Below are 23,037 nucleotides of genomic sequence, written 5' to 3'. Positions count from 1 at the left end.
CGCCGAGACACCGCAGAAACTTGAAAGGACCCGCGATGAGCAGAACCGTCTACCTGGACAACGCCTCAACCACCCCCGTTCGTCCCGAGGTGCTCAAAGCCATGCTGCCCTACTTCTCGGAGCAGTTCGGCAATCCCAGCTCCATCTACCCGCTCGGCCAGCGCGCAAGCGACGCCGTGGCCGAGGCCCGCGCCACGCTGGCCGATATCCTAGGCGCCAAACCTCGGGAGGTGTTCTTCACCAGCGGCGGCTCCGAAGCGGACAACTGGGCCATCAAGGGCGTTGCCCATGCCAACCGCGACAAAGGACACCACATCATCACCAGCGCCATCGAGCACCACGCCGTGCTCCATGCCTGCCAGGCGCTGGAGAAGGACGGCTTCGAGGTCACCTACCTGCCCGTCGACAAGGACGGCATGGTGAGTCCCGAGGACTTCCGAGCAGCCATCCGTCCTGACACCGTGCTGGCCTCCATCATGGCGGCGAACAACGAAATCGGCACCATCCAGCCTATAGCGCAGCTGGCCTCTATCGCCCGCGAGCACGGCGTTATCTTTCACACCGACGCCGTGCAGGCCTTCTGCCACGAGCCCTTGGACGTGAACGGCCTGGGCGTGGACCTGCTGAGCGCCTCGGCCCACAAGATCGGCGGCCCCAAGGGCGCAGGCTTGCTCTACATCCGCAAGGGCGTCAAGGTCGACAACCTCATAGACGGCGGCCAGCAGGAACGCGGCAAGCGCGCTACCACGGAAAACGTGCCCGGCATCGTCGGATTCGCCAAGGCCGCTCAGCTCGCCGCATCTGAGCTTGACCAAGAGCGCAGCCGCATGGTCGAGCTGCGCGACCATGCCATCGAGCGCATCCTGGCCGAGATCCCCCATGCGCGGCTCAACGGCAGCCCGCGTAGTCGCCTTGCAAACAACGTGAACGTCTCCTTCGAGTTCATCGAAGGAGAGGGCATGCTCCTGCAGCTGGCCGCCCGCGGCATCTGCATCTCGTCGGGCAGCGCCTGCACGTCGGGCTCCCTCGACCCCAGCCACGTGCTGCTCGCCATCGGGCTGCCCCACGAGGTGGCCCACGGATCGCTTCGCATGACCCTCGGCCGCGACACCACGGCATCCGATGTGGACTTCGCCGTAGACGAGCTCGTGGGGGTCATTGCGAACCTGCGCATGATGAGCCCCTTGTACGAGGATTTCCGCCACGGCAAGGTCCCGTCGCTTCTGAGCTAGCCCCCCCCCGAAAAACCGCCCCTCAACCCCTTTGGAAAGGAACGCCAATGGCTATGAACTACTCCGAGAAAGTGCTGGACCACTTCTCGAACCCGCGCAACGTGGGAGAGCTTGACGACCCCAGCGGCTGCGGCACCGTGGGAAACGCGGTGTGCGGCGACATCATGCGCGTGTACCTGGACATCAGCGACGACGGCGTCATCCGCGACGCCAAGTTCAAGACCTTCGGCTGCGGAGCGGCCATCGCCACCAGCTCCATGGCCACAGAACTCGTGAAGGGCAAGACCGTCCAAGAGGCCCTGCAGGTCACCAACAAGGCGGTCATGGAGGCCCTCGGCGGGCTGCCGCCGGTCAAGGTGCACTGCTCGCTTCTGGCCGAGGAAGCCATCCATGCAGCCCTATGGGATTACGCGCAGAAGAACGACCTCGTCATCGAAGGCCTCGAACCGCCCGTAAGCGACATCGGTGAGCACGATCACGGCAACGACCACGGCGAGGACGAAGACGAAGAGTAGCCCCTTCGCCCCGCGCTTCAGCCGAACCCACACGAAAGCGGCCGCCCGACCATCTGGGCGGCCGCTCTTTCCTATCCGCGCCTTCCGCAGGCGCGCCAAAGGGTTGCCGGCTAGCGCTTGCCGAAGGCCTTGCGTCCCACAACCACCAAGGCGACCGCAAGCAGCGCCGTAACAAGGCTAAGGGCGGCCATGGGCAGCATGTCGCCCGCCTGCACCAGGGCATCCGACAGCTTGCCCGTAGGCGACTTCTGGTCCGGGTCGGGCAGCGGCTTGGGACCCGTGGGGTCGTCGAAGTCGCCGGGGTCTTCGGGGACGAACGGGTCGTCCGGGTCGTCCGGGTCGTCCGGGTCGTCCGGATTGTCCGGGTCGTCGGTTCCGTCGGTCCTGATGGTCACCTTGTTCGACTCCAGAGGATCGGTTCGCTCCCCATCGTTGTCGAAGTAGGACACCGAAGCACCGTTGGTCCACGACCGCTCGCCTTCCACCACGGGGACCGTGGCTTTGAAGGTGACGGACTTGGATGCCCCCGCCGCCAGGTCGCCCAGCTCCCAGGTGATGGTGCCGTCCTCGTAGACGCCCCCATCGCTTGCAGAGCCCTCCACGTAGAGCAGCCCCTCGGGAACCGGATCGGCCACCACCACGTCGTCGGCCAGGCCTTCCCCGGTGTTCGTCACGGTCAGCCGGTAGGTCACCGTGTCTTCGCCCGCAACGTCCAGCGTGTCCTTGGTGAAGGCGCCCTCACCAACCGCCTGCTCCTTCACGATGGCGATTTGCGGGTCGGGGGGCCGCACACCCTTAACGTTCTTGAACGACAGACGGTGGACGGTATTTCCGGAGACCACGCCTTCGAATTTGCCGGCCTGTGGCTTGGTGTACCACCCCTCCTCATTGGCCTCCTGCTCGACGACAGAGTACAACGTGCCCTCGGGAACGCCCAGAATGCGCAGCTCGTCCTCGTGGGCAAGGGGCAAAATATCGCCGCTCTTCACGTAGCCGGTGCGGTTGCGCCCGTAGTAGTAGAACGAATCGGCGAGCTCGTTGCCGTCTGCGTCATGCAGCCGCAGCTCGAAGTGATAGTTGCGACGGTAGTCCTCATCGGTAAGGCCATCGCCCTCCACCAGCTTCGATAGGGCCAAGGTACCGGCAGGCGGCAGAGAGTCGTCCTGGTTGGTCACCACCACGGTGTTGATGAGCGAGAACAGGCCCGTGATGTCCATATCGCCCAGATCGTCGCGCTCGGCGGTAGAGTAATGCGGATCGCCCGGATCGTCGTGGGCATGCAGGTTCTGCTGCACCCGGGCGCGAATGAAGCCCGTATCGGACACGAAGAAGGGCTGGTAGTTCCTGCCGCCGTCCTCGTCGGAAAGCCCGTAGTCAACCACCGCGTTCATGCCGTAATGCAGGTCCATGGTACGCTTGACCACGTTCTGGTCCGTATAGGGCAGCTCCGTGTCCTCCCAGCCGGCGACCTCGAACGTTCCAGAATCCTGATGCTGGGCGTATGCCGTGATGTCGCGCAAGGTGACGTTCACGTCGCCGTCAGAGGCGTACTTGATCATGGTCTGGGCGAGCTTTCCCACGCCCGCCATCACCTTCACGCCGTCGTCCTCCTCGCCCGCGTCAGCATAGATGGAGTAGGCGCCCACCTTCACCTGGATGATGGCCGGGTTCGCCTGGCATCCCTCGGGAGCGCTCACCTCGCGCAGCCAGTACGTGGCGGCCTGCTCGCCGTCCACCTTGTCGGGCCAGGCCATGTCAGCGTAACCGGCTACGTGTCCGCCCGCTGCACCGCCATACTCCACATGCCCCTCGTGAGGCTCGAACAGCAGCAGGCCCTTGCTGCCCGATGTCGAGGCGGTCTCGCCCACGGACATTGCCTTGGACGGGTCGTTCTCCTGGGCCGCCTCATAGGAGTCGTACAGCGCGAACACGGCGCCGTCGCGGTAGTTGCCGTTCTGATCAACCTTCATCACGCGCAACTGGCGCTGTTCGTTGGGAATATAGATGCGGGAGCGGAAATCGCGGACGAACGCCTGGATGTCCAGCGGACAGTAGCCCCGGTCCTTGTAATTGTCGGGCTGGGGGTTGATGGCGTCCACAATGGCCATGCAGTTGTCGCCCCATTCGCCGCCGTCGGCCTCGAGCGCTTCGCTTACTTTGGTGCCCAGGGCCTCGTAGCGCTCGGCCGAACTCATGGCGTTCAGCTGGGCTCGGGTGATGCCCAAAGCCTTCGCCAGCTCGTCGGGCTTGATCACAGCGTAGAAGTTGCGCATGTCGCCGGTCTCGGGGTTCTGAAGGATGTAGCGGTCGGCACGACCGGGAAGATTCTCCAGATAGCCCGTCAACCGCTGGTCGTCCTTATCCCATTCCAGGTACCAGCCATTAGCATGAGAGCCTGTCACGGATGCCCGGTCCGCCGCCGAGGCCTGCATGAGTGCGCCGCGCAGCGATGCCATGCGGGCCTGCAGCCGCAGGTTCTCGTAATCGGTATCCCGCGCCTCATCGAAGCGGATGGCGCTGAAGCCGTAGAGGTTGCTGCCGTAGAGCGGCATCCATTCGGTCTTGCCGTCCGACACCTCCTTGAGCATAGGTACGGCAACAACCAGCCCGTAGCGCTGCACATCAACGGGCACCGAGTCCGTACCCGGTATCCTGGTCACCAGTCCCCCGTCTTCGCCAATCTGACCGTAGTAAACCGATCCGGGGTTTCCGGTAATATGGCTGACGAAACTGGAGTACGCGCCGGTCTGGTAACGGTTGTTCACCACCAGCATGGTGTACTGCGGCTCGAAGCGCAGCAATAGGTCCTGGGGCAGCGACTTGTAGCCCTCAGGTGCCTGGGTCTCGCGCAGGATGTAGAGCAAACCCTCGCCGGTATCCGGGTTGTAGCGGTCGGAAAAGTTGAACGGCTCCAAGGCCGCACTGTCGCGAATGTTCGCCAAGGGATCCTCGAAGCGGGCCACGCCGTCCTCGCCGGTCACAAGCCGAGTCAACGGACGTCCCGCATCAACCACCTCCACGTCGTCGAGGGTATAGGAACCGCTGTTGTCGATCGTAGGCACCGATCCGTCAATGGGGCGGGCGGCATACAGCTCGAACTGGGCGCCCGGCGCTGGATCGCCGTACTGGTCCACCTTGTAGATCTGTTGGTACATGGTCGGCTGCAGGTTGAAGCGCAGAGCGATGGACGAGTCGTAGTTGCCCCGCTCCAAGTAGAACATCTTCAGCGTATGACTGGTGTTCGAAGCGAAGGTGTCGCCGTTCCAGCGGTCGTCACCCGCGTGGCCCGCCGCCTCGAACTGGTCACGCAGGGTGGTCTTGATGGCTGCATTGGCCTTGGGGTCGTCGGGGATGCCGCCGGTTACGTAGGAGGGGCCCACGTACACCTCGCCCGTGGAGAAGTCGATGGTGCCGTACACCTCGGAATGGATGCCGCCCATGTCCAGCACCAGCACGTCGTCCACGAACACCCACACGTCGTCGTCTCCGGCGAACTGGAACACCATGGGGTCGCCGCCCACCATACCGTCCACCGGCTGGCGGAAGGAGGTCTCCACGGTCATGCCCAAGTGGTGGTTGACCGGCTCGTCGTTCTCTACGCCATGCTTCTTCTGTTCGCCCTTGCTGTTGTTCGCGTCGAGGTTGTTCACCAGCTTCCCATCGACGAGCTTGAACGCCTTACTTGCGGAGTTGAAGGGGAAGAAGCCGCCGATTTTCTGCTCCGGCGGCGCATCGTCGGATGCATCGGTCCGATAGCCAGCCGCGGCGTCGTAGAGTACGAAGTGGCCGTCGCTTACCAGATTGCCCTCTTCGTCGTATTCCTTGTCCAGAACGAACTCGGCAAAGTTGTCGCGCATGTTATAGCAGTAATAACCTTCGTCGTCCATTCGGAACAACCCGGTGACGTTCTTGTAGGAACTGACCTTGCCAGGGGCGTCCATTTCTAGGTCGAACAGGTACCGAAGCGAGCGGATGCTTTCGTCCAAACTATAACCGTTCGCCCAGTCGACCCCCAGAAAGTCAGATTGGTTTTCAAACTGCGCTTTGGTGTAGGACGCAGCACCACCTTCACTCGTCGGGAATTTCGAGAAGTCGTAGGAACCCCCTGGGTTGGCGGCAAGATAAACAGCCTGCGCCTGCACCGCGCGACCAACATTCCACGCAAGCACGGGATCGACCTTGCTATTCCCTATGGTGTTAGCCAGGCTTTTCTCGTAAAGAGGTCCCGCGTTGCCGTAAATCATTTGATTCTTGCTCCACTTAGAGCTGCCCTTAGCGTTGCTGTAGACTTCTGGGTTTGCATTGTATCCGCTGTCCACATCAGCGCTAATGACAGGAAATCCGTCTAGGAGAACCTCCTCGACTATACCCTGCATCCCCGGATGCGCGTTCGCGAAAGCGTCCTTGTCGGTATTCACCACGCCATCAGCAATATAATCGTTATAGCTAGCCACGAGCCCCTGGTTCCAGTAGCCCATGTGACGCATGCCGTCGCCGAAGGTGAGCAACCGGCCCTTGTTGATGTTATCGTCGCCCGTGAGCCAGGTTTCGAAATTCTTGTACGGGGTTGCGCTGCCGGTATCCCCCACCGTGTCGGTGCCCGCAAAATCGGCGGTGGCCCCGGTCTTCCCCGTGGTGTAGTCGAACAGGTTCACAACTGTGTTGTCCGGGTTCGTGCCCTGCACCACATGGGGTGCCAGCTGCTCTTGCGTCAATCCGTCCACCGCATGGGCCTGTTCCCGGATCGGCGGCACCAGCAGCATGCACAAAGCGACCGAAAGCACGATCGCGCAACATTGCCGAAGCCGGGTGTAGAAGTGTTCCCTAGCCATTCTATCCCCCAAACAACAACGTCCTCTTTGCCGAACCGTCATCGAAACGTTGTTCGGCTGTAAACTCTCATCTTGCCCCCATCACGACAAGAACCCTTTCTCGTATCCCAATTATAGTACAGCTCACAAAGGCACTGATACGATATGTCGCCCCCCCCCCCCACGAAAAATGACAGTATTTCCACTTTTAACCTAGGGTTTAGTAGGATTTAGCAGCAATGATTCCGACTGGCACATTCCCTGCGATTCTCCCCTCGACAGCATGTTCGGCGCTACTGCGGCGACGGTCATGGTCTATACTCTCGTATGTACGACTTACGCCAGCCGACGCGGCAATCGTGCCGCGCAGACAGGAGGGATTGCCATGGTCTCGTTCGACTTGTCGGGGAAAACCGCCATCGTCACCGGAGGGTCACGCGGGCTAGGACTCGACATGGCCCTAGGCCTTGCCCAAGCTGGGGCCGACATCGCCATCCTTGCCCGCAACAAGGCCGTCATCGACGAGGCCTGCGCCCACATCGCCGCCGAAACCGGCCGCACGGTGCGCGGCTACGCGGTCGACATGGCCGACATCTCCGCCCTCGATGCGGCCGCCAAGCAGGTGCTCGCGGACTTCGGCTCCATTGATATCCTGGTCAACAACGCCGCGCAGCTCATCGGCGAGTCGGTAGACGACCTGACGCCCGAATCCTTCGATACCTGCATGGACGCCAACGTGAAGGGGCCCTACTTCCTGTCCCAGTACGTGGTGCGCGACTGGATGCGCGAGCATGGCGGCCATATCGTCAACATCTGCTCGGTCATGTCGTTCCGCGCTACGGACACCAGCCCCATCTACTCCATCACGAAGGCCGCCGAGGCCATGATGACGCAATGCCAGGCCTTGGCCTGGTCGCAGCACGGCATCTATGTGAACGGAATCGCCCCGGGCCAGATGTATCTGGGCATGGGCGCCAACATGCCCCAGGACTACGTGGACAACATCGCCGCGAAGATTCCGCAGCGGCGCATGGGGCAGGCAGAAGATCTCACCGGTGCGGTGGTATACCTGTCAAGCGACGCCTGCCGCTACACCCAGGGCCAGATCATCGTCGTGGACGGCGGCGTGCTACTGGGCCTGAAGTAGCACCTAGGCCGGCGCGCACTCCCGAGGACGCAGGGGGCTGCCCAGTCGGGCCAGCTCCCCGGCCACGGTTTCCACCAGCAAATCCAATGACGCCGCAACCGGCGGCGTGAGACCGATGCACAGCTCGGAAGGCGAAGCGTTGGCCACCTGCATGCCCAAGCACAAGCCCTCGCACTCGTAGCCCAGCAGCGCCGCTGTGTCGAAGAGGTCCACCAGCTTCAAATCATGCAGCGACGCCGTGGCGCCACTGTGGCGGGCCATGGCGTCGGGCTCGAAGCGAAACACCGTACCGGGCGCGGTGTCGGTGCCGTCCACGGCATCCACGGTGATGATGACGTCGAAATCGCGTACGGCGTCGATATGCCCCAAGGTCAGGCACCCCAAATCGAACAGGCTCACGTTCTTTGGCACCTCGTAGCGCTCCACCAACGCATCGTAGACCGCCGGTCCCACACCGTCGTCAAGCATCAGCTTGTTTCCCACGCACATAACGGCTATGGACTTCGCAGAGCCTCCCATTACAGCTCCGGAAGGGTCGGGCGAATCTCCAGATTATAGTAGGTGGCAGCCGCAACCATCGCAACCCCCACGATAATGCTGACCACAGCCCAAACCCGTTGTCGCCTCAAATACTGCTCCTTGGTCACGCCCCGCGCCGCCGACCAATGAGCCGCAAAAGGCTGTCCCAAAACAGCGAACACAACCGTCGCAGCCACCAGCGATACGAGCACGATCAGCGCAAGGCCTATGGAAAGCGGCGAGGGATTGGCGAAAGCGCCGTAGAAGCAATTATCGGCCACAAGCCATAAGGGATAGAACAGGATGGCCACCCAAAGCCCATGGGCGGCGCCCCACACCGGGGGCAGGAAAAGCGCGCCGAGATTCACGCGAGGCATGCCCGAAAGAAACTCATCCTCCCGGGCAATCTGTTCGTCAGTCAATTCCGCCATAGCTCATCTCCTTCGTTTCAGCTCATTATAGGGGTGAGCCATGGGGAGGACGTGTAGGAAAAAGCAAGCGGCCCCCGGTTTTCCAGGGACCGCTCGTAGAAGACTAGAGAGCCAGCCGCTTACTTGTGGGAAGCGCCGTGACCCAGGTCGTCCTCGCCCACGATGTTATGCTTCTCAGGGCTGTAGACCAGGCCGCCATGCTCCTTATGGAAGAACATGAGCAACGTCGGGGAGATTCCCTCGATGTTGGCAAGGTACATGTGGATGAGCATGAAGCAAATGAACACGTACATCATGAAGTAGTGGATGATGCGCATGCTCATGAGGCCGCCCACCAGGTTCGTGCCAGCCTCGAAGAAGCCCACGTTCATCGTAGGAGCCCACAGGCACAGGCCAGTGTAGAACATGACGACGATGAGCACCGGGATAGCCAGGTAGCTGATCTTCTGGGGCACGCCCAGCTTCGCTCCCAGCGGGTGGTCCTTCTTCAGGAACAGGTAGTACTTGATCCAGGCGCCGGCCTGATGGCGGTTGTCGGCCTGCGGCAGCCAGGTCTTGTAGTCCAGCACCTGCTCGCGGGTGCCGCCCGTAGGTGCCGACTTCACGAAGAAGGCCATGACCACGCGCACGACGCAGTTGATGAACAGCACGAAGCCGAAGAACACGTGCACGCCGCGGGCGATGCCCATGAAATAGGGCCAGAACGGGAAGTGGATGCAGAAACCGGTGACGATCAGCAAGATCATGGCCACAAGGTTGATCCAGTGCGTGATGACGAAGGCCAGAGGATGCGCCTCGCGGTAGTGTGCCAAGTGGGCCATCTTACTTCACCCCCCAAGGGCTCGTGACGGTTTCGAAGTGCTTGCCCGTGGCAGGCTCGGTGATATGGACCGCGCAAGCCGTGCAGGGGTCGAAGCTGTGGACGGTGCGCAGCGCGTTGATGGGCTTGTCGATGGTGCCCACGGGGCAGCCGATCAGACCCTGCTCCATGGGGCCGTGTTCGCCGTTCTCGTTGATGGGAGCCAGGTTCCAGGTGGAGGGGATGATGATCTGGTAGCCCGTGATCTTGCCGTCCTTCACCTCTTCGCTGTGGTAGAGCGCGCCGCGCGGAGCCTCCCACAGACCCGTGCCTGCACCGGTAATGGTGCTGGGGGTGCGGAAGTACTCGGAATCGCCGCCCTTGATGGCCTCGGTCAGCTCCACCACCCATTCCTTCATGAGGCCCGCAATGTAGAGGGTCTCGATCTGGCGGACGGCGGTACGGCCCAGGGTGGACTGCAGCGGGGCGATCTGGCCGGGGATGCCCAGGGCCTTCTGCATGTCGTTCACGGCGTCAACGATGAAGGGCACCTGGCGCTGGTAAGCGGCCAGCACGCGAGCCAGTCCGCCGGCCTCGTAGGGCTTGCCCTCGTAGGCCGGGCACTTCACCCAGGTGTAGCGGTCCTCCACGTCGTAGCTGGTGAACTCCGGCTCGGTGACGAAGTACGGCGAGCTGTAGGTCTCGGAGCCCTTGTACCAGGAACGGCCCATGTACTCGGTGATCTTGTGCTCGTCCACGTCGGAGACGTTGAGTTGCTCGTCGAGCACGGCCATGGGCAGGTAGCGGTCGGCGTACTCCATGCTCGGGCGCTCGAAGACGCCCCAGGCGATGTAGCGGCCGCAGCCCTTGCCGAACTCCAAAGCCTCCGGGTAGTACTCGGCCAGCACCAGCGTGTCCGGCACCACCGTGGTGGCAATCCAGTCGTAGAGCTCGTTGACGAGGGCGTTCAGGTCGTCGAGCTTCTGCTCGGTGGGGACGAAGGCGGTGCCGCCAGGGATCAGCGTGACCATGTGGGGCATCTTGCCGCCCAGAATGCCCGAGATCTGCGAGGCCCTGGCCTGCATCTTCAGGGCCTCCAGGTAGTGGGCCGTGCAGATGAGGTCGGCCTCGGGAGGCAGCTTGAAGGCGGTACCGTCATCGGCGTCGAACCAGTTGCCGGAGAAGATGGACAGCTGCCCGTTGGCGGCGAAGGCCGCCAGCTTCTCCTTGAGGGCGCCGAAGTCGGTGTTGGCCGACGTGCCCGCGGCCTCGGCCAGGGCGTAGGTGTCGGCAACGTCGGCCTTCAGGGCGTTGAGCGGGTTCACGTAGTCGAGGGCCGCCAGGTTGTACAGCCACAGAATATGGCTGTGCAGGAACTGCGCGCCCTCCATGAGGTTGCGGATGATGCGCGCGTTGTTCGAGATGGTGATGCCGTAGGCCTTCTCGGTGGCGATGGAGGACGCATGGGCGTGGGACGTCGGGCACACGCCGCAGATGCGCTGCACGATCTGGGCAGCGTCCTCGGGCGTGCGGTCGGTCACGCACAGCTCCATGCCGCGGAAGCAGCCGCCGGAGACCCAAGCGTCGGAGACGACGCCGTTGGTTACCTCCATCTCAACGCGGAGATGGCCCTCGATACGAGTGATCGGATCGATGATAGAACGAGTCATGTAAGCTTGCCTCCCTTCCTACTTGCCGGATTTGCCGTTGTCGTACTGGCCGATGGACTTGTCAGGATGCTTCTTATCCCAGGCGCGGACCTTCTCGAAGTCGGCGCCGCCGTCCATGCGTCCCGAGGCCTTCATGCCGAAGCCGTGCACCACCAGGGCGGCGGCCAGAAGGCCGGTGATGCCCAGGGCGATGGTGCCGGGTTGGATCATCCAGTCGCCGATGCGCAGGTCGCGATGGCGCTTGTAGAAGGGCGTGTTCACCTCGACCCAGTTCTGGCCCGGGTTCATGGGGTTGGCCTCGCAGCAGCCCAAGCAGGGGGAACCGGCCTGGACGCACCAGCTGCGGCGATCGTTGTACATGGTGATGCCGCAGTTGGCCTTCGTCTGAGGACCGCGGCAGCCCATGGGATACAGGCAGTAGCCCTTGGCCTCTTCCTCGGTGCCGAACTGATAGACGAACTCGCCGTTCTCGAAATGGCCGCGGCGCTCGCAGTTGTCGTGGATGGTCTGTCCGAAGATGTCCTCGGGCATGTTCATGCCGTTCAGGCGCGCCAAAAGCAGCGTGGGGTCCTTCATGAGCACGACGTCCACCAGCACCGACATGAGCCACTCGGGGTTGGCGGGGCAGCCCGGGATGTTGACGACGGGCACGTCCACGCCGTTGTCCTTCAGGTACTGCTGCACGCCCATAGCGTTGGCAGCGTTCGGATGGGCCGCGCACCACCCGCCGTTGACGGCGCAGGAGCCCAGGGCGACCACGGCCGTAGCATTCTCGGCGGCCTCGACCAGATGGTCGGTGCCGGGCTTGTCGGCTACGCGCAGCGCCTCGCCGTTCCAGCCCAGGAGCACGGCTCCCTCATAGACCAGGATGTAGTTTCCTGCGGCAATGGTCTGCTCCTTGGCTTCCTCCATGGAGTAGCCGGCGGCGGCAGAGAGGGTCTCCGAGTAGTTCAGGGAGATCATGTCCAGCACCACGGTGCCCGCGTCGGGCGTCTCCATCTGGGCGAACGCCTCGGTGCAGCCGGTGCACGAAGCGCCCTCGATCCAAATGACAGGGTACAAGTTACCCGACGTCGCTCCGATCACCGACGCTTCGATGGCCTGGGCGACACGCGGCGCAGCCAGCTCGGACAGCCCGGCAGCGGCGGCGATGGCTCCGCACAGCTTCATGAAATCGCGGCGCGACACACCACGCGCTGAAAGCATTCCCTGAAACTCAGATACGGTGGCCTCTGTTCCCATGTGCACACCTCCTTAAGGTGCATCTCGTCTTTTACACAACTTTGGCTATTTTCCATACCAGCGCGCGCTTCTTCGAGGGCGAAAGCGCGAACGACTGATAATTCGGACAAGCGGTTGAATAATGTTACCTTCGCAGACCAGCGTAACAATTCCACTCTCCCGAGCGAACGGCGGGGAGCGTCAGCCGGCGTTCCGCTCGCCATCGAGTACAGGATAGGACCCGATAACCTTCACTTCCCGAAGCTTCAGGCGCAGGCAGTTGAGCGCCTGCTGAATGGGAAGGTCGAGCACGGTGCCCTGGAACTCCACGAAGAACATGTAGTCCCCCAACGATTGCTTGGTGGGCCGGGATTGGATGAGCGTGAGGTTGAGACCGGCGTAGGCGAACTCCGACAAGATCATGTTCAAGGTGCCCGGCCGGTCCTGGTGCATGAACAGCGCCACGCTGGTCTTCATGGTGTCGCCGGAGAAGACGGGCGCATGCCCCTGGCGGGCTATCAGGTTGAAGACCGTCTGGTTTCCCAGGTGATCCTCAATCTCGGTGGCCCGCACCTCGGCTCCGTAGAGCTTTGCGGCGAAGGCGTTGGCAATGGCCGCGACCGTAGGGTCGCCTGCGGCCATGCGCGCGCTGTCGGCCGTGGAGGCCGTGGTGACGAAGCTGCGCCCGGGCAGGCGCTCGGCCAGGAAGCGCCGGCACTGGGCGATGCCCTGGCTGTGGGAGGCCACGCTGCTCACCTGGTCCAGCGGAGCGCCCGCAGCCGTAAGCAGGCAGTGGTGGATGTCGAGCACCGCCTCGCCCAAAATGGTGGCGTTGCTCTTTAGCGAGAAGTTGTCGAGCGTGGCCGTCACGGGCCCTTCCAGTGCGTTCTCCTTGGCAACCACCCCGTACTCGCACTTGCCGCGATCGATGCAGTCGAACACCTCGTCGAAGGACGCGCACGGCAGCGTCACCGGGTCGCTTATGCCCATGCGGGATGCGAACATGCGCACCGCCTCGTCCGAGTACGTGCCGTACGGGCCTAGGAACGCGAACATCGGCCCCTCTTCCTCGATTGCCGCCATAGCCTTGCCGCCTCGCTCTCTCTTCGTCGCCACCTTGCTACAGAACGCCCAGATGCTCGAGCAGTATCTTGAACCCTATAAGTATCAGCGCCGTTCCCCCGGCCACCGTGGCCGCACGCTCGAAGCGGCGGCCGAAGGCGTGCCCTATCCCCACACCGGCAAGCGATAGGAAAAACGTGACGACGCCTATAAGCGCCGCGGCCGGCGCAACGTCCACACCCAGGAACGCGAAGGTGATGCCCACGGCCAGCGCGTCGATGCTGGTGGCCACGGCCAACAGCGTAAGCTCCCCCAAATCAAGGCGCTGATCAACCGGGCAGGCCCGGCCCTCGTCAGAACCATGCAGCCCGTCCCAGACCATTTTCGCGCCGATGAGCCCCAAAAGCACGAAGGCTATCCAGTGGTCCACCGGCTCCACGAACTGGCTGAACTGCGTCCCCAGCAACCACCCCGCAACGGGCATCAGCGCCTGGAACAGCCCAAAGAAGGCGGCTATGACCACAGCCTGCCCCCACCGAAGCGTCCGCATGCACAGCCCCTTGCACACCGACACGGCAAACGCATCCATGGAAAGACCTGCGGCCACCAGGAACAGCTCGACGATCCCCATGGCTACCCGCGCTTCCACAGCTCGGCGCTGCTGCCGGCGAAGAACCCCTCGGCCGCAAGCTCGCCCACGATGGACCAGAACTCGTCGTCGGTCACCGCATCGCGCCCGCGGGCGCGCTCGAAATCGTCCAGGAGCCCCTTCGCGGCGCTCGCCTCCGCCGTCGGGTCGGCCAGCACTTCGCGCACCAGAAACGCCCGCTTCTGCCGCCGGGACCCCTCGAAGGACGACTGCCGCACATAGTGGGCGCTGCGGCGCGAAGCGTTGCCCACCTGGGATTTCAGCTGCGCCCCGTAATCAAGGAGCGCGTAGTACCACTCCCGCACGCCCGCACTCGGGCAGCTAGCTGCCACAAGCGGCCTGATCCGGTCGTCGCGTACTCCCTCTTCGTCGGGGAACAGCTCGTGGAGAAACACCGTCCTCACGTTCGTCTCCAGGTAGACCGCCGGCTTGTCGTAGGCGAAGGCGACCACCCCAGCGGCCGTCGCAGGACCCACGCCCGGAAGCGCGAGCAGTTCCTCGTAGGACTCGGGCACCCGGCCGCCCAGGTCGCGCGCGCACGCCTCGGCGGCGCGCTTCAGGTTGAGGGCGCGGCGGTTGTAGCCCAGACCCTGCCACTCGTCCAACACGTCGGCCACGGATGCGGAGGCAAGCGCGTCTGCCGTCGGGAAGCGGGCCATGAAGCGCTGCCATCGCCCGTCCACGCGGGCCACCTGCGTTTGCTGCAGCATCACCTCCGACACCAGCACCCCGTAGGCGTCGTCGATCCAGCGCCAAGGAAGCACACGGCGGGCAGCGCCGCCAAGAAGGAGCACCTTCTCGACGAAGGCGTCTTTCGCAACCGCGGCATCCCAGGTCTCATCGGCCGAGCCGACGGCCGCCGCTTTCTGCTTCAGCGTTGATCGGCGCGTATCCACCCTAGCCCTGCTTTCCCAGGGCCTCCAGGATAACCTGGTTGTCCGACCCCTCTTCCAGGACCTCGGCAAGCGTGATGCGGGAGAAATAGTCCCTGATTAGGGAATCGGCCCCCTTCCACAGCCCATGGAACGCGCAGCGGTCGTGCTTACCGCAATGGGAGGGCACGCCGCCGCAAGGGGCCATGGACAGCGACCCGCCTACGGCTTCGATAACGGAAAGCATGCTGACCTGGGAGGGCTCTACGGCCAAGGCCGTGCCCCCCTTCGCCCCACGCGCGGTCTCGAGCAGCCCAGAGGCCACCAGGTCGTGCTGGATCGACCGGGCGAATGCGTAGGGCACACCCTCCTCCTCGGCAATCTGGGCAACAGAGCGATATTCGCCGCGGGCGCGGTATGCGGCGCGCAGGATCCGCAGCGCGTAATCGCTTCGACGCGTTATATCCATTAAGGCAGCTCTCCTTCTGGGACGTGAGCCTGTGGCGAAACCGCAGCGGCGCTACTGCGCCGGCGACGAGTCGCCCGCGCCGTCAGCCGATACCGCAGGAGACGCATTGGCGGGCGAAGGCCCTTCCGCGCAACCCTCCTCTTCGGCCATGAGCGCCTCGATGGCGTCGATATCGGCCCGGAAGCCCTCCAGCACCGCCTGCTCGAGCTCGCCGTATTCCTTTGACTCCAAAGGCTGGTAGGCGGCTATCTTGTCGAACAGGTTGCCAGCATCCACCGGCCGGTAGCTTCTGGACACCAGCCCTTCGCGATAGGACTGCTCGACGGCCTCCCGGGTGGCCATGTAGATGTCGTAGCGGGGAAGCGAGGCCGTTAGGCGCACCACCTCTTTCGCATCGATGGCGCCCAGCGAGGGATGGTCCCGCACCAGCTCATCCCAGATCTCGGCGCGCTCCTGCTCGGTGGGCACGCCGATGTCCACCACCGTCAGCGGCTCCAGCATGTCGTAGAAGAACGGCTCGATCTCGCAGGCGTCGGAGGCGCTGGCGAGCACGTACACGTCGGGGTTGTCCACGGCCATTTGGATCAGATTCAGCGCCTCGCGCGCCCCATGGGACAGCGTGGCCATGAGAAAGCCGCCGAAATCCTCCACCGGGGCATCGGATGCGGGAGACACCCACTCGTCCAAATCCTCCAGCATGAGCACGCAGGGGCCCTCCAGCATGCGGGCGGGATTGAACTTGCCCGGACGCCGGGTCATGGCCGACACGCACAGCATCGGCACGCCCTGCACGTTCTCTTCCATGTTCATGCGCACGCAGGGAAGGCCCAGCTCCCCCAGCGTCGCCATCATGAAGCGCTGGGCGTCCTCCCTGGCCGGCGAGCGGAACAGAAACGAATCGATGGCAGGGGCGCTGCCCAAGCCGTGGCTGGCGTTGAGCTGCTTGACGAACCGGCGAAACTCCACATCGTTGCCAAGCCCCACGCCGAAATCGCGCATCAGACGGACGGCCTGGTCATACCCCACCAAATTCTTGTAGGAAAGCGGCGGCTCCCCTTCCGCATCGTCTTCCTCGGCACTCCTGGGAGCGCTCTGACGCATCTCGCCTATCATCGAGCCCACCAGGTCGTGCAGGGACAAGGCGCCGTCCTCACTCACCGACGCCACCGCTATGCCCGTCACACCGGGGATGCCCGGGGTGGGAACGGGCGCGGAGGAAGCCTCGGACGGAGCCGGCCCGCTCACGAGCTCGCCCATCTCCTGCAAATCCTCGCGATGGATCCCGAACTCCTCCAGTTTGGAAAGGGCCAGGTCCTGCAGCTGAGCCGCGCACTCCTCGGCCTCCTCGGCCGACAGGTACGGCTCCAGGCGCTCGAAGGCGTATTCGGCTAAGGACCGCTCCCCCGAAGCGCATGCCAGGCGCCACGCCTCCCGAAGGCCGGTGATGGCGTTGGCGTCGGGAACGCCGTCCTTCCCCGCGCAAGCCCGCTCGAAGGCGGTCAGGTACAGCAGCAGGCCCAGGCTCTCGTTGCCCGCCGCGCGGGCGGCAACGGCGCGGGCAAGGTAATCGTTTGCGGGCTTTCCGCACTCGTCGCTTTGGCTGGGCGGCGTATTCGGCCCTATATCGTGCATGGTCCCAACCTCCTTGCAGTCGGCAAGCGCCCGCAAAGGGCGCAGTTTCGATAATCCTCTTAGTATACGGCAGCCTCGCCTGAATTGCTACTCGCTGCCTATCAATGGATCGATTCTCCCGAAGGACGGCTACCAGTCGAGCACGGTCCAGCCGAAGCGGGCGGCGGTGCGCCGCAGCGGACGGTCCGGATCGACCGCAAAAGCATGGCGGGCGGCCGAAAGCAGGGTGCGGTCGGAATGGTGGTCCCCGTAGGCGGCCTCCAGAACCCATCTCCCCGCACCGTAGCGCGCGTCGGCGAAACGGTGGATCGCCGCAAGCTTCTCGGCTCCCTCGATGCAGGCGCCGTCCACCTGCGTGGTGTACGTCCCGTCGGGCGCCACCCGCATGCGCGTCGAGATCTGGCAGTCGAAAGGATGGTGCTCCATAGCTCGCAGCACGATGGGCTCGAACGTGGCGCTCACCACCATGACCACGCAGCCCTCGCTCCCGTAACGCCGCATGGTCTCGTCGGCCTGGGCGTGAAAGCGCTCGCGAATCACCTCGTCGTAGAAGCGGAAGAGAAACTCGTCCACCTGCGCCTTGGGCTTCCCCTCGAACGCCGTGAAGACCAAGCCGCGCACCCAGGCCTCGTTCTGGGGAAGCCGCAGGCTGTAGGCAAGACCCCACAGCAGGATGCGCAAAACCACGCTCTTGCGCAGCATTTTGCGCTTTACCAGGTAACGGCACAGAAGCACCGGCGAGTTGCCGCGGATGCTGGTGCCGTCGAAATCGAACACGGCAAGCTTCACCGGGCAACCGGCGCCGCTGGCAACCTCGTCCTTGGCCGCCGTATCCAGCAGCTCGCGCTGGGCGCCATCGCTATTGCCCCTCGAGATTGCCACCATAACCGTCCGTTTCTCATCGCAGGAGGCCGCGCGGCGCCCGAAGGCGCCATCCGGCCTCGAAGGCCCGCGGCGGACTGTGCATTATACCGTTGGGCGCGCCGTCCGCCAAGCGCAGACGGCGCACCCTCATATCCTAGTCGGCGCCGAACGCACCGGGCGCACGCGCAAGCGCCCTGCGCCGTTACCAGTATCGCAAAAAACCGCGCCGCCCATCACCCCCTGCGAGACAACGGTGATGCAAATTTATCCAATTCTCCAAAAATTCCCCCTTGACCGATGATTCGTTTCCGCTATACTAGCTGACGCACGATTTTTTCGGGGCATTAGCTCAGCTGGGAGAGCGCATGGCTGGCAGCCATGAGGTCAGGGGTTCGATCCCCCTATGCTCCACCAAAACTATCGGGTGGCAATTCAATTGCCACCCGTTTTCTTTTAGATGACAGTTTTACTACGAATTAAATCCTGCCAGCGCCCCAGCGTTATCATAGCCCCCGGGTAAGGTGCTTTTATCCCGTCGAATACTATGAGCCATTTAGTCAACTTCTGACTTTCGCGCTCGGGTTTTGCGCTACACTACCCACCAGGAAAGCCGTTGACGGAGCCGGGGCACCGAAGCGAGGGCTGCGAAGATGCAGGCCGTCCACGAGGGGAAGGCTGCGAGCGCATTCTCCGAAAGCCAATGTTCGGACGTATGACTCGATGAAAAGAGGCGTTTGTCATGAGTGAAATGGTCGACGCAAAAGAGGCTGCGAAAATCGCAGGGGTTACGAGCGCGCGCATGAGACAGCTCGCTATCAGCGGAGAACTGGGGGCGCGAAAATTCGGGAACGCATGGGCTTTCGACCTGGACGACGTGATTGCCTACCGCGACTCCCCCCGTCTCGTCGGTCGCCCCAAGAAGAAGACCGACGAAGAGCAGCAATCCTAAAGCTGCCTGCGGCCCCTCGCGGCCGCAGAGACGCAACGCACGGAACAGCCCGCCCCCGAAGCCGTCTCGCACCGGCTTCGGGGGCGGGCTGTTCCGTCCTCAAGACATCGCAGGCTCTCGAGAGCAGCGGCCGACTCCGTGCAAGGACCGCGCGCAGGCCCAGGTGCCGGGATTACGCGCGGTTCACCGTATGGTGGTACGTCGGCACGGCTTGCTCCAGGATGGCGATGGCCTCCGCATCGGTCATGGCTATGGAGCGCTCCAGCTCGTCAAGCTTGGCAGCCACCTCGTCGTAGCTGATCTCCTGGCCGGTGGAGACCATGATGGAGCTGTTGTCCGTGGGAATGGTGCTCTCCTCGTCCATCAGCAGCTCCTCGTACATCTTCTCCCCGTCGCGAAGGCCGGTGAACTCGATGTTGACGTTGGCGCCGGAAAGGCGGATGAGGTTCTTCGCCAGATCCAAGATCTTCACCGGCTCTCCCATATCCAGAATGAAGATCTCTCCGCCACGGGCCATACCCCCGGCTTGTACGACGAGCCTGGCCGCCTCGGGGATGGTCATGAAGAACCGCTCAATATCCGGATGGGTGACGGTTACCGGTCCCCCTGCGGCAATCTGACGCTTGAACAGGGGAATAACGCTACCGTTGCTACCAAGCACGTTGCCGAAGCGCACCGCCGAGAAGACGGTCTTCGAAGTGCGCGCGTAGTACTGCATGACCATCTCGCCCATTCGCTTGGTCGCCCCCATGACGCTGGTGGGATTGACCGCCTTGTCCGTAGAGATGAAGATGAAGCGGTTCACCCCGAACCTATCCGACGCCCGCACCACGTTCAGTGTGCCGAACACGTTGTTCTGCACCGCCTCCCGGGGGCAGACCTCCATGAGCGGCACGTGCTTGTGGGCGGCCGCATGGAACACCACGGACGGATGGTACTTCTCAAACACCTCGTTAATGCGCTCTTTGTCGCAGATGTTGCCGATCTCTATGTCAACCTCGATATCGCTGTAGGTGCTGATGAGCTCCTGGCGAAGCATATAGACGTCGTTCTCGTACATGTCGAAGAGCACGATGCGCTTCGGAGCCACCTTGGCCAGCTGGCGGCTCAGCTCGCTTCCGATAGAGCCGCCGCCGCCGGTGACAAGAATCGTCTCGCCGGAAATGTAGCCCGAGGCGATGCGCGTATCCAGCACGATCTCGTCGCGCCCCAGAAGATCGGTCACATCGACGTCGCGCAAGGCCACGTCACCCAGCTCGTCCACGCGAAGCTCGCGGATGTTGGGCAGCGTCTTCAAACTGCAGTTCGTCTCGGTGCAGATGGCGTAGATGCGACGGCGCTCGTCGGTAGTGGCGGAAGGAATGGCAACCACAATCTGCTCGATGGCGCAGCGGTCGACCAGCGACAGGATATCGTCGCTGGTACCTGCAACCTTCACACCGTGTATGCGCATGCCCTGCTTGGACGGGTCGTCGTCGGTGGCGACCACGGGCAAGCCCGGCATGTTGGGGTCCTTCGACTGCATGCGGTCGATGGTAAGCGAGCCTGTCTCCCCCGCCCCCACGATAAGCGTGCGCGGCCTATCGCCCGGCGAGCCGCTGTAGGCGCGGCGCTTCCGTCGCAGCACGCGCCATGCCATACGGGCGCCGCCCATGACGAAAACACTGATGATGGCGGCGGCAACGAACACCCGGATGGGCAGCCTGACGTCAATCACCCACAGGAACACGGCGCCGGCCAAGGTGGAGAGCAGCACCGCCAGGACGATCTGCAGGGCCTCGTCGATGCTCGCGTACTCCCATAAGTTGTTGTACAGGCGAAACGCCGTGAAGCTCGCGATGTTGAAAAGCGCGAGTATGCCCAGCATGAAGTAAATCTCGTTGCTGGAGAACACCGCGGACACCTGATCGGTCAAAAGCGATGCCAGCCAATAGGCAGCGTAGGTCGCAACGACGTCGAACAGCAGCAGAAGTGCGCTGCGTTTCGAGATGTGCACGTTCATGGGCCTCCCCGTTGTCTCAAGTGTCCGCGCGAGCAGCCGCAAACACAGCCAGCCTCCCGCTCCGTCCAGACATCCGAAGGAACGGGAGGCTTCTCGTAGCCTTACATTATAAGCCGTCGGGCCTGTGCAGATTCGAAGAAGCAGCAGCTGGCCACTCAAACGAAGGCATTTCTCCACAGACGAGCAAGCATCCGCGCCACGCAACCCGCTTCGCGCTAGTAGATGTATACCTTAGATCCGGTGGGCACGTTGTCGTAGACCCACTTGGCATTGCCTATCTCCAAGCGGACGCAACCTTGGGACAGCCCCCTGCCGAGCGCATCCTCTACAGTACCGTTCTTGTAATAGATGACGGAGTGGATAAGGTAGTCGCCCCAGAACTGGGTGTAGTAGTAGCAAGTGTAGCTGCTGCTCCCAAACGAGTAGCCGTGACCGGTCACCGTGTAGGTACCCTTGGGAGTAGGCGTCCAGGCGGTACCGCACGAACAACGCCAAAGGTATTCGCACGTCCAGTTGCCATAGGACCCGTAGAAAACGCCCAGCTGATTCTCCTCGGTGTCAACGAGAATCAGCCAGTTCGTTGCGCTGGAGAAGCCCTGGGCGTAAGCCGTCATCTCGGGGTCTTCCAGATTCCAGGCGCCGCTGCTGTCAAGGAAGTACCACTCGCCGCCGTCGAAAAGCCAGCCGGTACGCATGGACCCGTCGCCATTCAGGTAATACCATTTGCCGTTGACCTCGACCCATCCGGTAGCCATCCGCCCCGACTCGCGCAGATAGTACCAGCTGCCGCCGACCTTCTGCCAACCGGTAAGCATGGCTCCACGTCCGTCGAACAGGTACCAATCCCCGTCCACCTTTTCCCAGCCGCCCGACGCGTAGCCGCCGGTAGCCCAGCGCAGCCACCAAGTACCGCCGTCGTACTCCCAGCTGTTCGGCACCCACTGGCACCGATCGTCAAGGTAGAACCACTCCCCGTCGATGGCGACCCAGCCGCGCATCGCGCTTCCGAAAGCCGGGCTGAGGTAAAGCCACTTGCCCTGAGCTCCATCGTAGTACCAGCCGGTCCTCATCCAGCCGTTGTCATCGAAGGCGTAGTAATTCCCGTCGATCTTCTGCACGCCATTGCGGCTCGTCGGATAATCGCCGTCGGCCCAGCGGTACCACCAGCGCCCGTTCTGACGCACCCACTCGTTGGGACGCCACTTCCCGCTCGGGCTGGACCAGTTCCACTCGCCGTCGACAAGGTACCAGCCCGTGGCCATAGCGCCGCTGCCGGGCTTGAGGTAGTACCACGAGCCTCCGTCGAGCAGCCATCCCTCGCCCATGGCACCGCTCGGCTTGAGCCAGTACCAGGTAGACCCAGACGGGCGCACCCAGCCCGTCTGCATCTTCCCGGACCCGTCCAGGAAGTACCATTTCCCGCTTACCTGCTGCCAGCCCGTAGCGGGATTGCCCTGGGCGTTCATCCAGTACCACGCCCCATCGGCAAGCACCCACTGATCGAATGCGGGCTTGCCGGACGCGTTGATGTAGAAGCGCATTCCCGCCACGTCCATGAAGCCCGGCTCAGCCGTGGCGATGACCTTGCCGTCAGCGTCGAAGTATCGCCAAACGCCGTCCTGCTCGGCCCACGTGCTCTTATGGAGAGGGGCGGCGGGCTCCTCGGGCTTCGCGGGCTCCTGCGAACCCTCGTCCTGAACGTCGAGCGCCTCAACCGAGGCGTCTGCATCGTCCTCTTCGGAAAGGGCGGCCGTCGTCGAATCGACCGATGCCTCCGGCGCGAAGTCGTCGAGGCTATCCTCCTGCGCGTGGGCCACAGACGGCAGCGCGCACGTCAAGGCAGCTGCGATCGCCAGAGCTGCGAGCCTTTTCCTCTTCCTCATAATACCCCCTTGGTACCTCGTTTCAGAAATGGGAGCATTGTAACCTAAAGGGCGTCCGTAGAAAAGGACATCTGCATCTAGATCCGAAAGCGGCAAAGGCAGTCGACTTCAGACGAAACGGCCCGAACGGCCATCTGGATCAGCCGCTGAAAGCAGTGAAGGTGGGCGGTGCGGAAAGAGATGAGATATCGGCGAGACGGCACGACGCGCCGACGAGACCGCAAGCCTCGCTAGGTCGGCGGGCGCGGGCCTGCCGGCGGGAGGGCCCGCCCGCCCCCGGAAACGCCGAAGGGGCCCCGAGGGGCCCCTG

Annotated in this window: 18 protein-coding genes and 1 tRNA gene; 5 read left to right on the top strand and 14 right to left on the bottom strand. The window is 63.2% G+C overall.

The annotated features are described in order from the left end of the window. Positions 1 to 35: 35 nt before the first annotated feature. Positions 36 to 1,232 (top strand): cysteine desulfurase NifS, encoded by a 1,197-nt coding sequence (gene nifS, locus NFR41_RS06565; RefSeq protein WP_251231199.1) that lies wholly within the window; start codon positions 36 to 38, stop codon positions 1,230 to 1,232. A gap of 47 nt (positions 1,233 to 1,279) precedes the next feature. After that, on the top strand, positions 1,280 to 1,747 hold the full coding sequence (nifU, locus tag NFR41_RS06560) for a Fe-S cluster assembly scaffold protein NifU (RefSeq protein ID WP_432762698.1): 468 nt from the start codon (positions 1,280 to 1,282) through the stop codon (positions 1,745 to 1,747). Between the two features lie 110 nt (positions 1,748 to 1,857). On the opposite strand, the gene NFR41_RS06555 is transcribed toward nifU, so the two are convergent. After that, a complete protein-coding gene (locus NFR41_RS06555; protein ID WP_251231198.1) occupies positions 1,858 to 6,531 on the bottom strand; it encodes a DUF7601 domain-containing protein in 4,674 nt (1,557 codons plus the stop codon). Between the two features lie 412 nt (positions 6,532 to 6,943). Here NFR41_RS06555 and NFR41_RS06550 point away from each other — a divergent pair, with 412 nt between their 5' ends. Beyond that, positions 6,944 to 7,705: an SDR family NAD(P)-dependent oxidoreductase gene (locus NFR41_RS06550; protein ID WP_251231197.1), complete on the top strand. Its 762-nt coding sequence runs from the start codon at positions 6,944 to 6,946 to the stop codon at positions 7,703 to 7,705. 3 nt (positions 7,706 to 7,708) lie between these two features. Here the strand turns inward: NFR41_RS06550 and NFR41_RS06545 are convergent, their stop codons facing one another. From NFR41_RS06545 to NFR41_RS06495, 11 genes are all read right to left on the bottom strand, one after another. Further along, positions 7,709 to 8,224, bottom strand: a complete 516-nt coding sequence (locus NFR41_RS06545; RefSeq protein WP_160213982.1) for a hydrogenase maturation protease — start codon at positions 8,222 to 8,224, stop codon at positions 7,709 to 7,711. After that, entirely contained in the window at positions 8,224 to 8,655 is a 432-nt protein-coding gene (locus NFR41_RS06540; RefSeq protein ID WP_251231196.1) for a viscotoxin-A3, read from the bottom strand. The genes NFR41_RS06545 and NFR41_RS06540 overlap by 1 nt, the downstream gene beginning before the upstream one ends. A 119-nt stretch (positions 8,656 to 8,774) precedes the next feature. Further along, on the bottom strand, positions 8,775 to 9,476 hold the full coding sequence (locus NFR41_RS06535) for a cytochrome b/b6 domain-containing protein (RefSeq protein WP_251231195.1): 702 nt from the start codon (positions 9,474 to 9,476) through the stop codon (positions 8,775 to 8,777). Between the two features lies 1 nt (position 9,477). Further along, positions 9,478 to 11,124 (bottom strand): nickel-dependent hydrogenase large subunit, encoded by a 1,647-nt coding sequence (locus NFR41_RS06530; RefSeq protein WP_160213976.1) that lies wholly within the window; start codon positions 11,122 to 11,124, stop codon positions 9,478 to 9,480. A gap of 18 nt (positions 11,125 to 11,142) precedes the next feature. After that, positions 11,143 to 12,366, bottom strand: coding sequence for a hydrogenase small subunit (locus NFR41_RS06525; RefSeq protein ID WP_160213974.1), 1,224 nt, complete (start codon positions 12,364 to 12,366; stop codon positions 11,143 to 11,145). A gap of 180 nt (positions 12,367 to 12,546) precedes the next feature. Continuing rightward, a complete protein-coding gene (pheA, locus tag NFR41_RS06520) occupies positions 12,547 to 13,428 on the bottom strand; it encodes a prephenate dehydratase (RefSeq protein WP_251231194.1) in 882 nt (293 codons plus the stop codon). 37 nt (positions 13,429 to 13,465) lie between these two features. Then, positions 13,466 to 14,038, bottom strand: coding sequence for a manganese efflux pump MntP (locus NFR41_RS06515; protein ID WP_251231193.1), 573 nt, complete (start codon positions 14,036 to 14,038; stop codon positions 13,466 to 13,468). Between the two features lie 2 nt (positions 14,039 to 14,040). Beyond that, positions 14,041 to 14,952 (bottom strand): HhH-GPD family protein, encoded by a 912-nt coding sequence (locus NFR41_RS06510; protein ID WP_251231192.1) that lies wholly within the window; start codon positions 14,950 to 14,952, stop codon positions 14,041 to 14,043. Position 14,953: 1 nt separating this feature from the next. Next, positions 14,954 to 15,397, bottom strand: coding sequence for an RrF2 family transcriptional regulator (locus NFR41_RS06505; RefSeq protein WP_160213968.1), 444 nt, complete (start codon positions 15,395 to 15,397; stop codon positions 14,954 to 14,956). Between the two features lie 51 nt (positions 15,398 to 15,448). Beyond that, positions 15,449 to 17,029 carry a ribonucleotide reductase subunit alpha gene (locus NFR41_RS06500; protein WP_251231191.1) on the bottom strand — a complete coding sequence of 527 codons (1,581 nt, stop codon included), beginning with the start codon at positions 17,027 to 17,029 and terminating at the stop codon, positions 15,449 to 15,451. 129 nt (positions 17,030 to 17,158) lie between these two features. Next, the gene (locus NFR41_RS06495; RefSeq protein ID WP_251231190.1) at positions 17,159 to 17,914 is read right to left on the bottom strand and encodes an HAD family hydrolase; all 756 of its coding nucleotides are present in this window, start codon (positions 17,912 to 17,914) and stop codon (positions 17,159 to 17,161) included. A 317-nt stretch (positions 17,915 to 18,231) separates the two neighbouring features. Here NFR41_RS06495 and NFR41_RS06490 point away from each other — a divergent pair. Together NFR41_RS06490 and NFR41_RS06485 are read left to right on the top strand one after the other, a co-directional pair. Beyond that, positions 18,232 to 18,307, top strand: a tRNA-Ala gene (locus NFR41_RS06490). Between the two features lie 325 nt (positions 18,308 to 18,632). Then, on the top strand, positions 18,633 to 18,842 hold the full coding sequence (locus NFR41_RS06485; protein WP_432762697.1) for a helix-turn-helix domain-containing protein: 210 nt from the start codon (positions 18,633 to 18,635) through the stop codon (positions 18,840 to 18,842). Positions 18,843 to 19,014: 172 nt separating this feature from the next. On the opposite strand, the gene NFR41_RS06480 is transcribed toward NFR41_RS06485, so the two are convergent. Further along, entirely contained in the window at positions 19,015 to 20,844 is a 1,830-nt protein-coding gene (locus NFR41_RS06480; RefSeq protein ID WP_251231188.1) for a polysaccharide biosynthesis protein, read from the bottom strand. 215 nt (positions 20,845 to 21,059) lie between these two features. Further along, entirely contained in the window at positions 21,060 to 22,727 is a 1,668-nt protein-coding gene (locus NFR41_RS06475) for a L,D-transpeptidase family protein (RefSeq protein WP_251231187.1), read from the bottom strand. Positions 22,728 to 23,037 lie beyond the last annotated feature (310 nt).

Origin of the sequence: Adlercreutzia aquisgranensis, assembly GCF_943193145.1 — a bacterium.
GTDB classification, from domain to species: Bacteria; Actinomycetota; Coriobacteriia; order Coriobacteriales; family Eggerthellaceae; genus Xiamenia; species Xiamenia aquisgranensis.
This window is presented reverse-complemented; position numbering and strand designations above follow the sequence as displayed.

Coding starts and splice junctions, on each gene's coding strand:
- nifS (WP_251231199.1), top strand. CDS start 36: ATGAGCAGAACCGTCTACCTGGACAACGCCTCAACCACCCCCGTTCGT.
- nifU (WP_432762698.1), top strand. CDS start 1,280: ATGGCTATGAACTACTCCGAGAAAGTGCTGGACCACTTCTCGAACCCG.
- NFR41_RS06550 (WP_251231197.1), top strand. CDS start 6,944: ATGGTCTCGTTCGACTTGTCGGGGAAAACCGCCATCGTCACCGGAGGG.
- NFR41_RS06545 (WP_160213982.1), bottom strand. CDS start 8,224: ATGGGAGGCTCTGCGAAGTCCATAGCCGTTATGTGCGTGGGAAACAAG.
- NFR41_RS06540 (WP_251231196.1), bottom strand. CDS start 8,655: ATGGCGGAATTGACTGACGAACAGATTGCCCGGGAGGATGAGTTTCTT.
- NFR41_RS06535 (WP_251231195.1), bottom strand. CDS start 9,476: ATGGCCCACTTGGCACACTACCGCGAGGCGCATCCTCTGGCCTTCGTC.
- NFR41_RS06530 (WP_160213976.1), bottom strand. CDS start 11,124: ATGACTCGTTCTATCATCGATCCGATCACTCGTATCGAGGGCCATCTC.
- NFR41_RS06525 (WP_160213974.1), bottom strand. CDS start 12,366: ATGGGAACAGAGGCCACCGTATCTGAGTTTCAGGGAATGCTTTCAGCG.
- pheA (WP_251231194.1), bottom strand. CDS start 13,428: ATGGCGGCAATCGAGGAAGAGGGGCCGATGTTCGCGTTCCTAGGCCCG.
- NFR41_RS06515 (WP_251231193.1), bottom strand. CDS start 14,038: ATGGGGATCGTCGAGCTGTTCCTGGTGGCCGCAGGTCTTTCCATGGAT.
- NFR41_RS06505 (WP_160213968.1), bottom strand. CDS start 15,397: ATGGATATAACGCGTCGAAGCGATTACGCGCTGCGGATCCTGCGCGCC.
- NFR41_RS06500 (WP_251231191.1), bottom strand. CDS start 17,029: ATGCACGATATAGGGCCGAATACGCCGCCCAGCCAAAGCGACGAGTGC.
- NFR41_RS06495 (WP_251231190.1), bottom strand. CDS start 17,914: ATGGTGGCAATCTCGAGGGGCAATAGCGATGGCGCCCAGCGCGAGCTG.
- NFR41_RS06485 (WP_432762697.1), top strand. CDS start 18,633: ATGAGTGAAATGGTCGACGCAAAAGAGGCTGCGAAAATCGCAGGGGTT.
- NFR41_RS06480 (WP_251231188.1), bottom strand. CDS start 20,844: ATGAACGTGCACATCTCGAAACGCAGCGCACTTCTGCTGCTGTTCGAC.
- NFR41_RS06475 (WP_251231187.1), bottom strand. CDS start 22,727: ATGAGGAAGAGGAAAAGGCTCGCAGCTCTGGCGATCGCAGCTGCCTTG.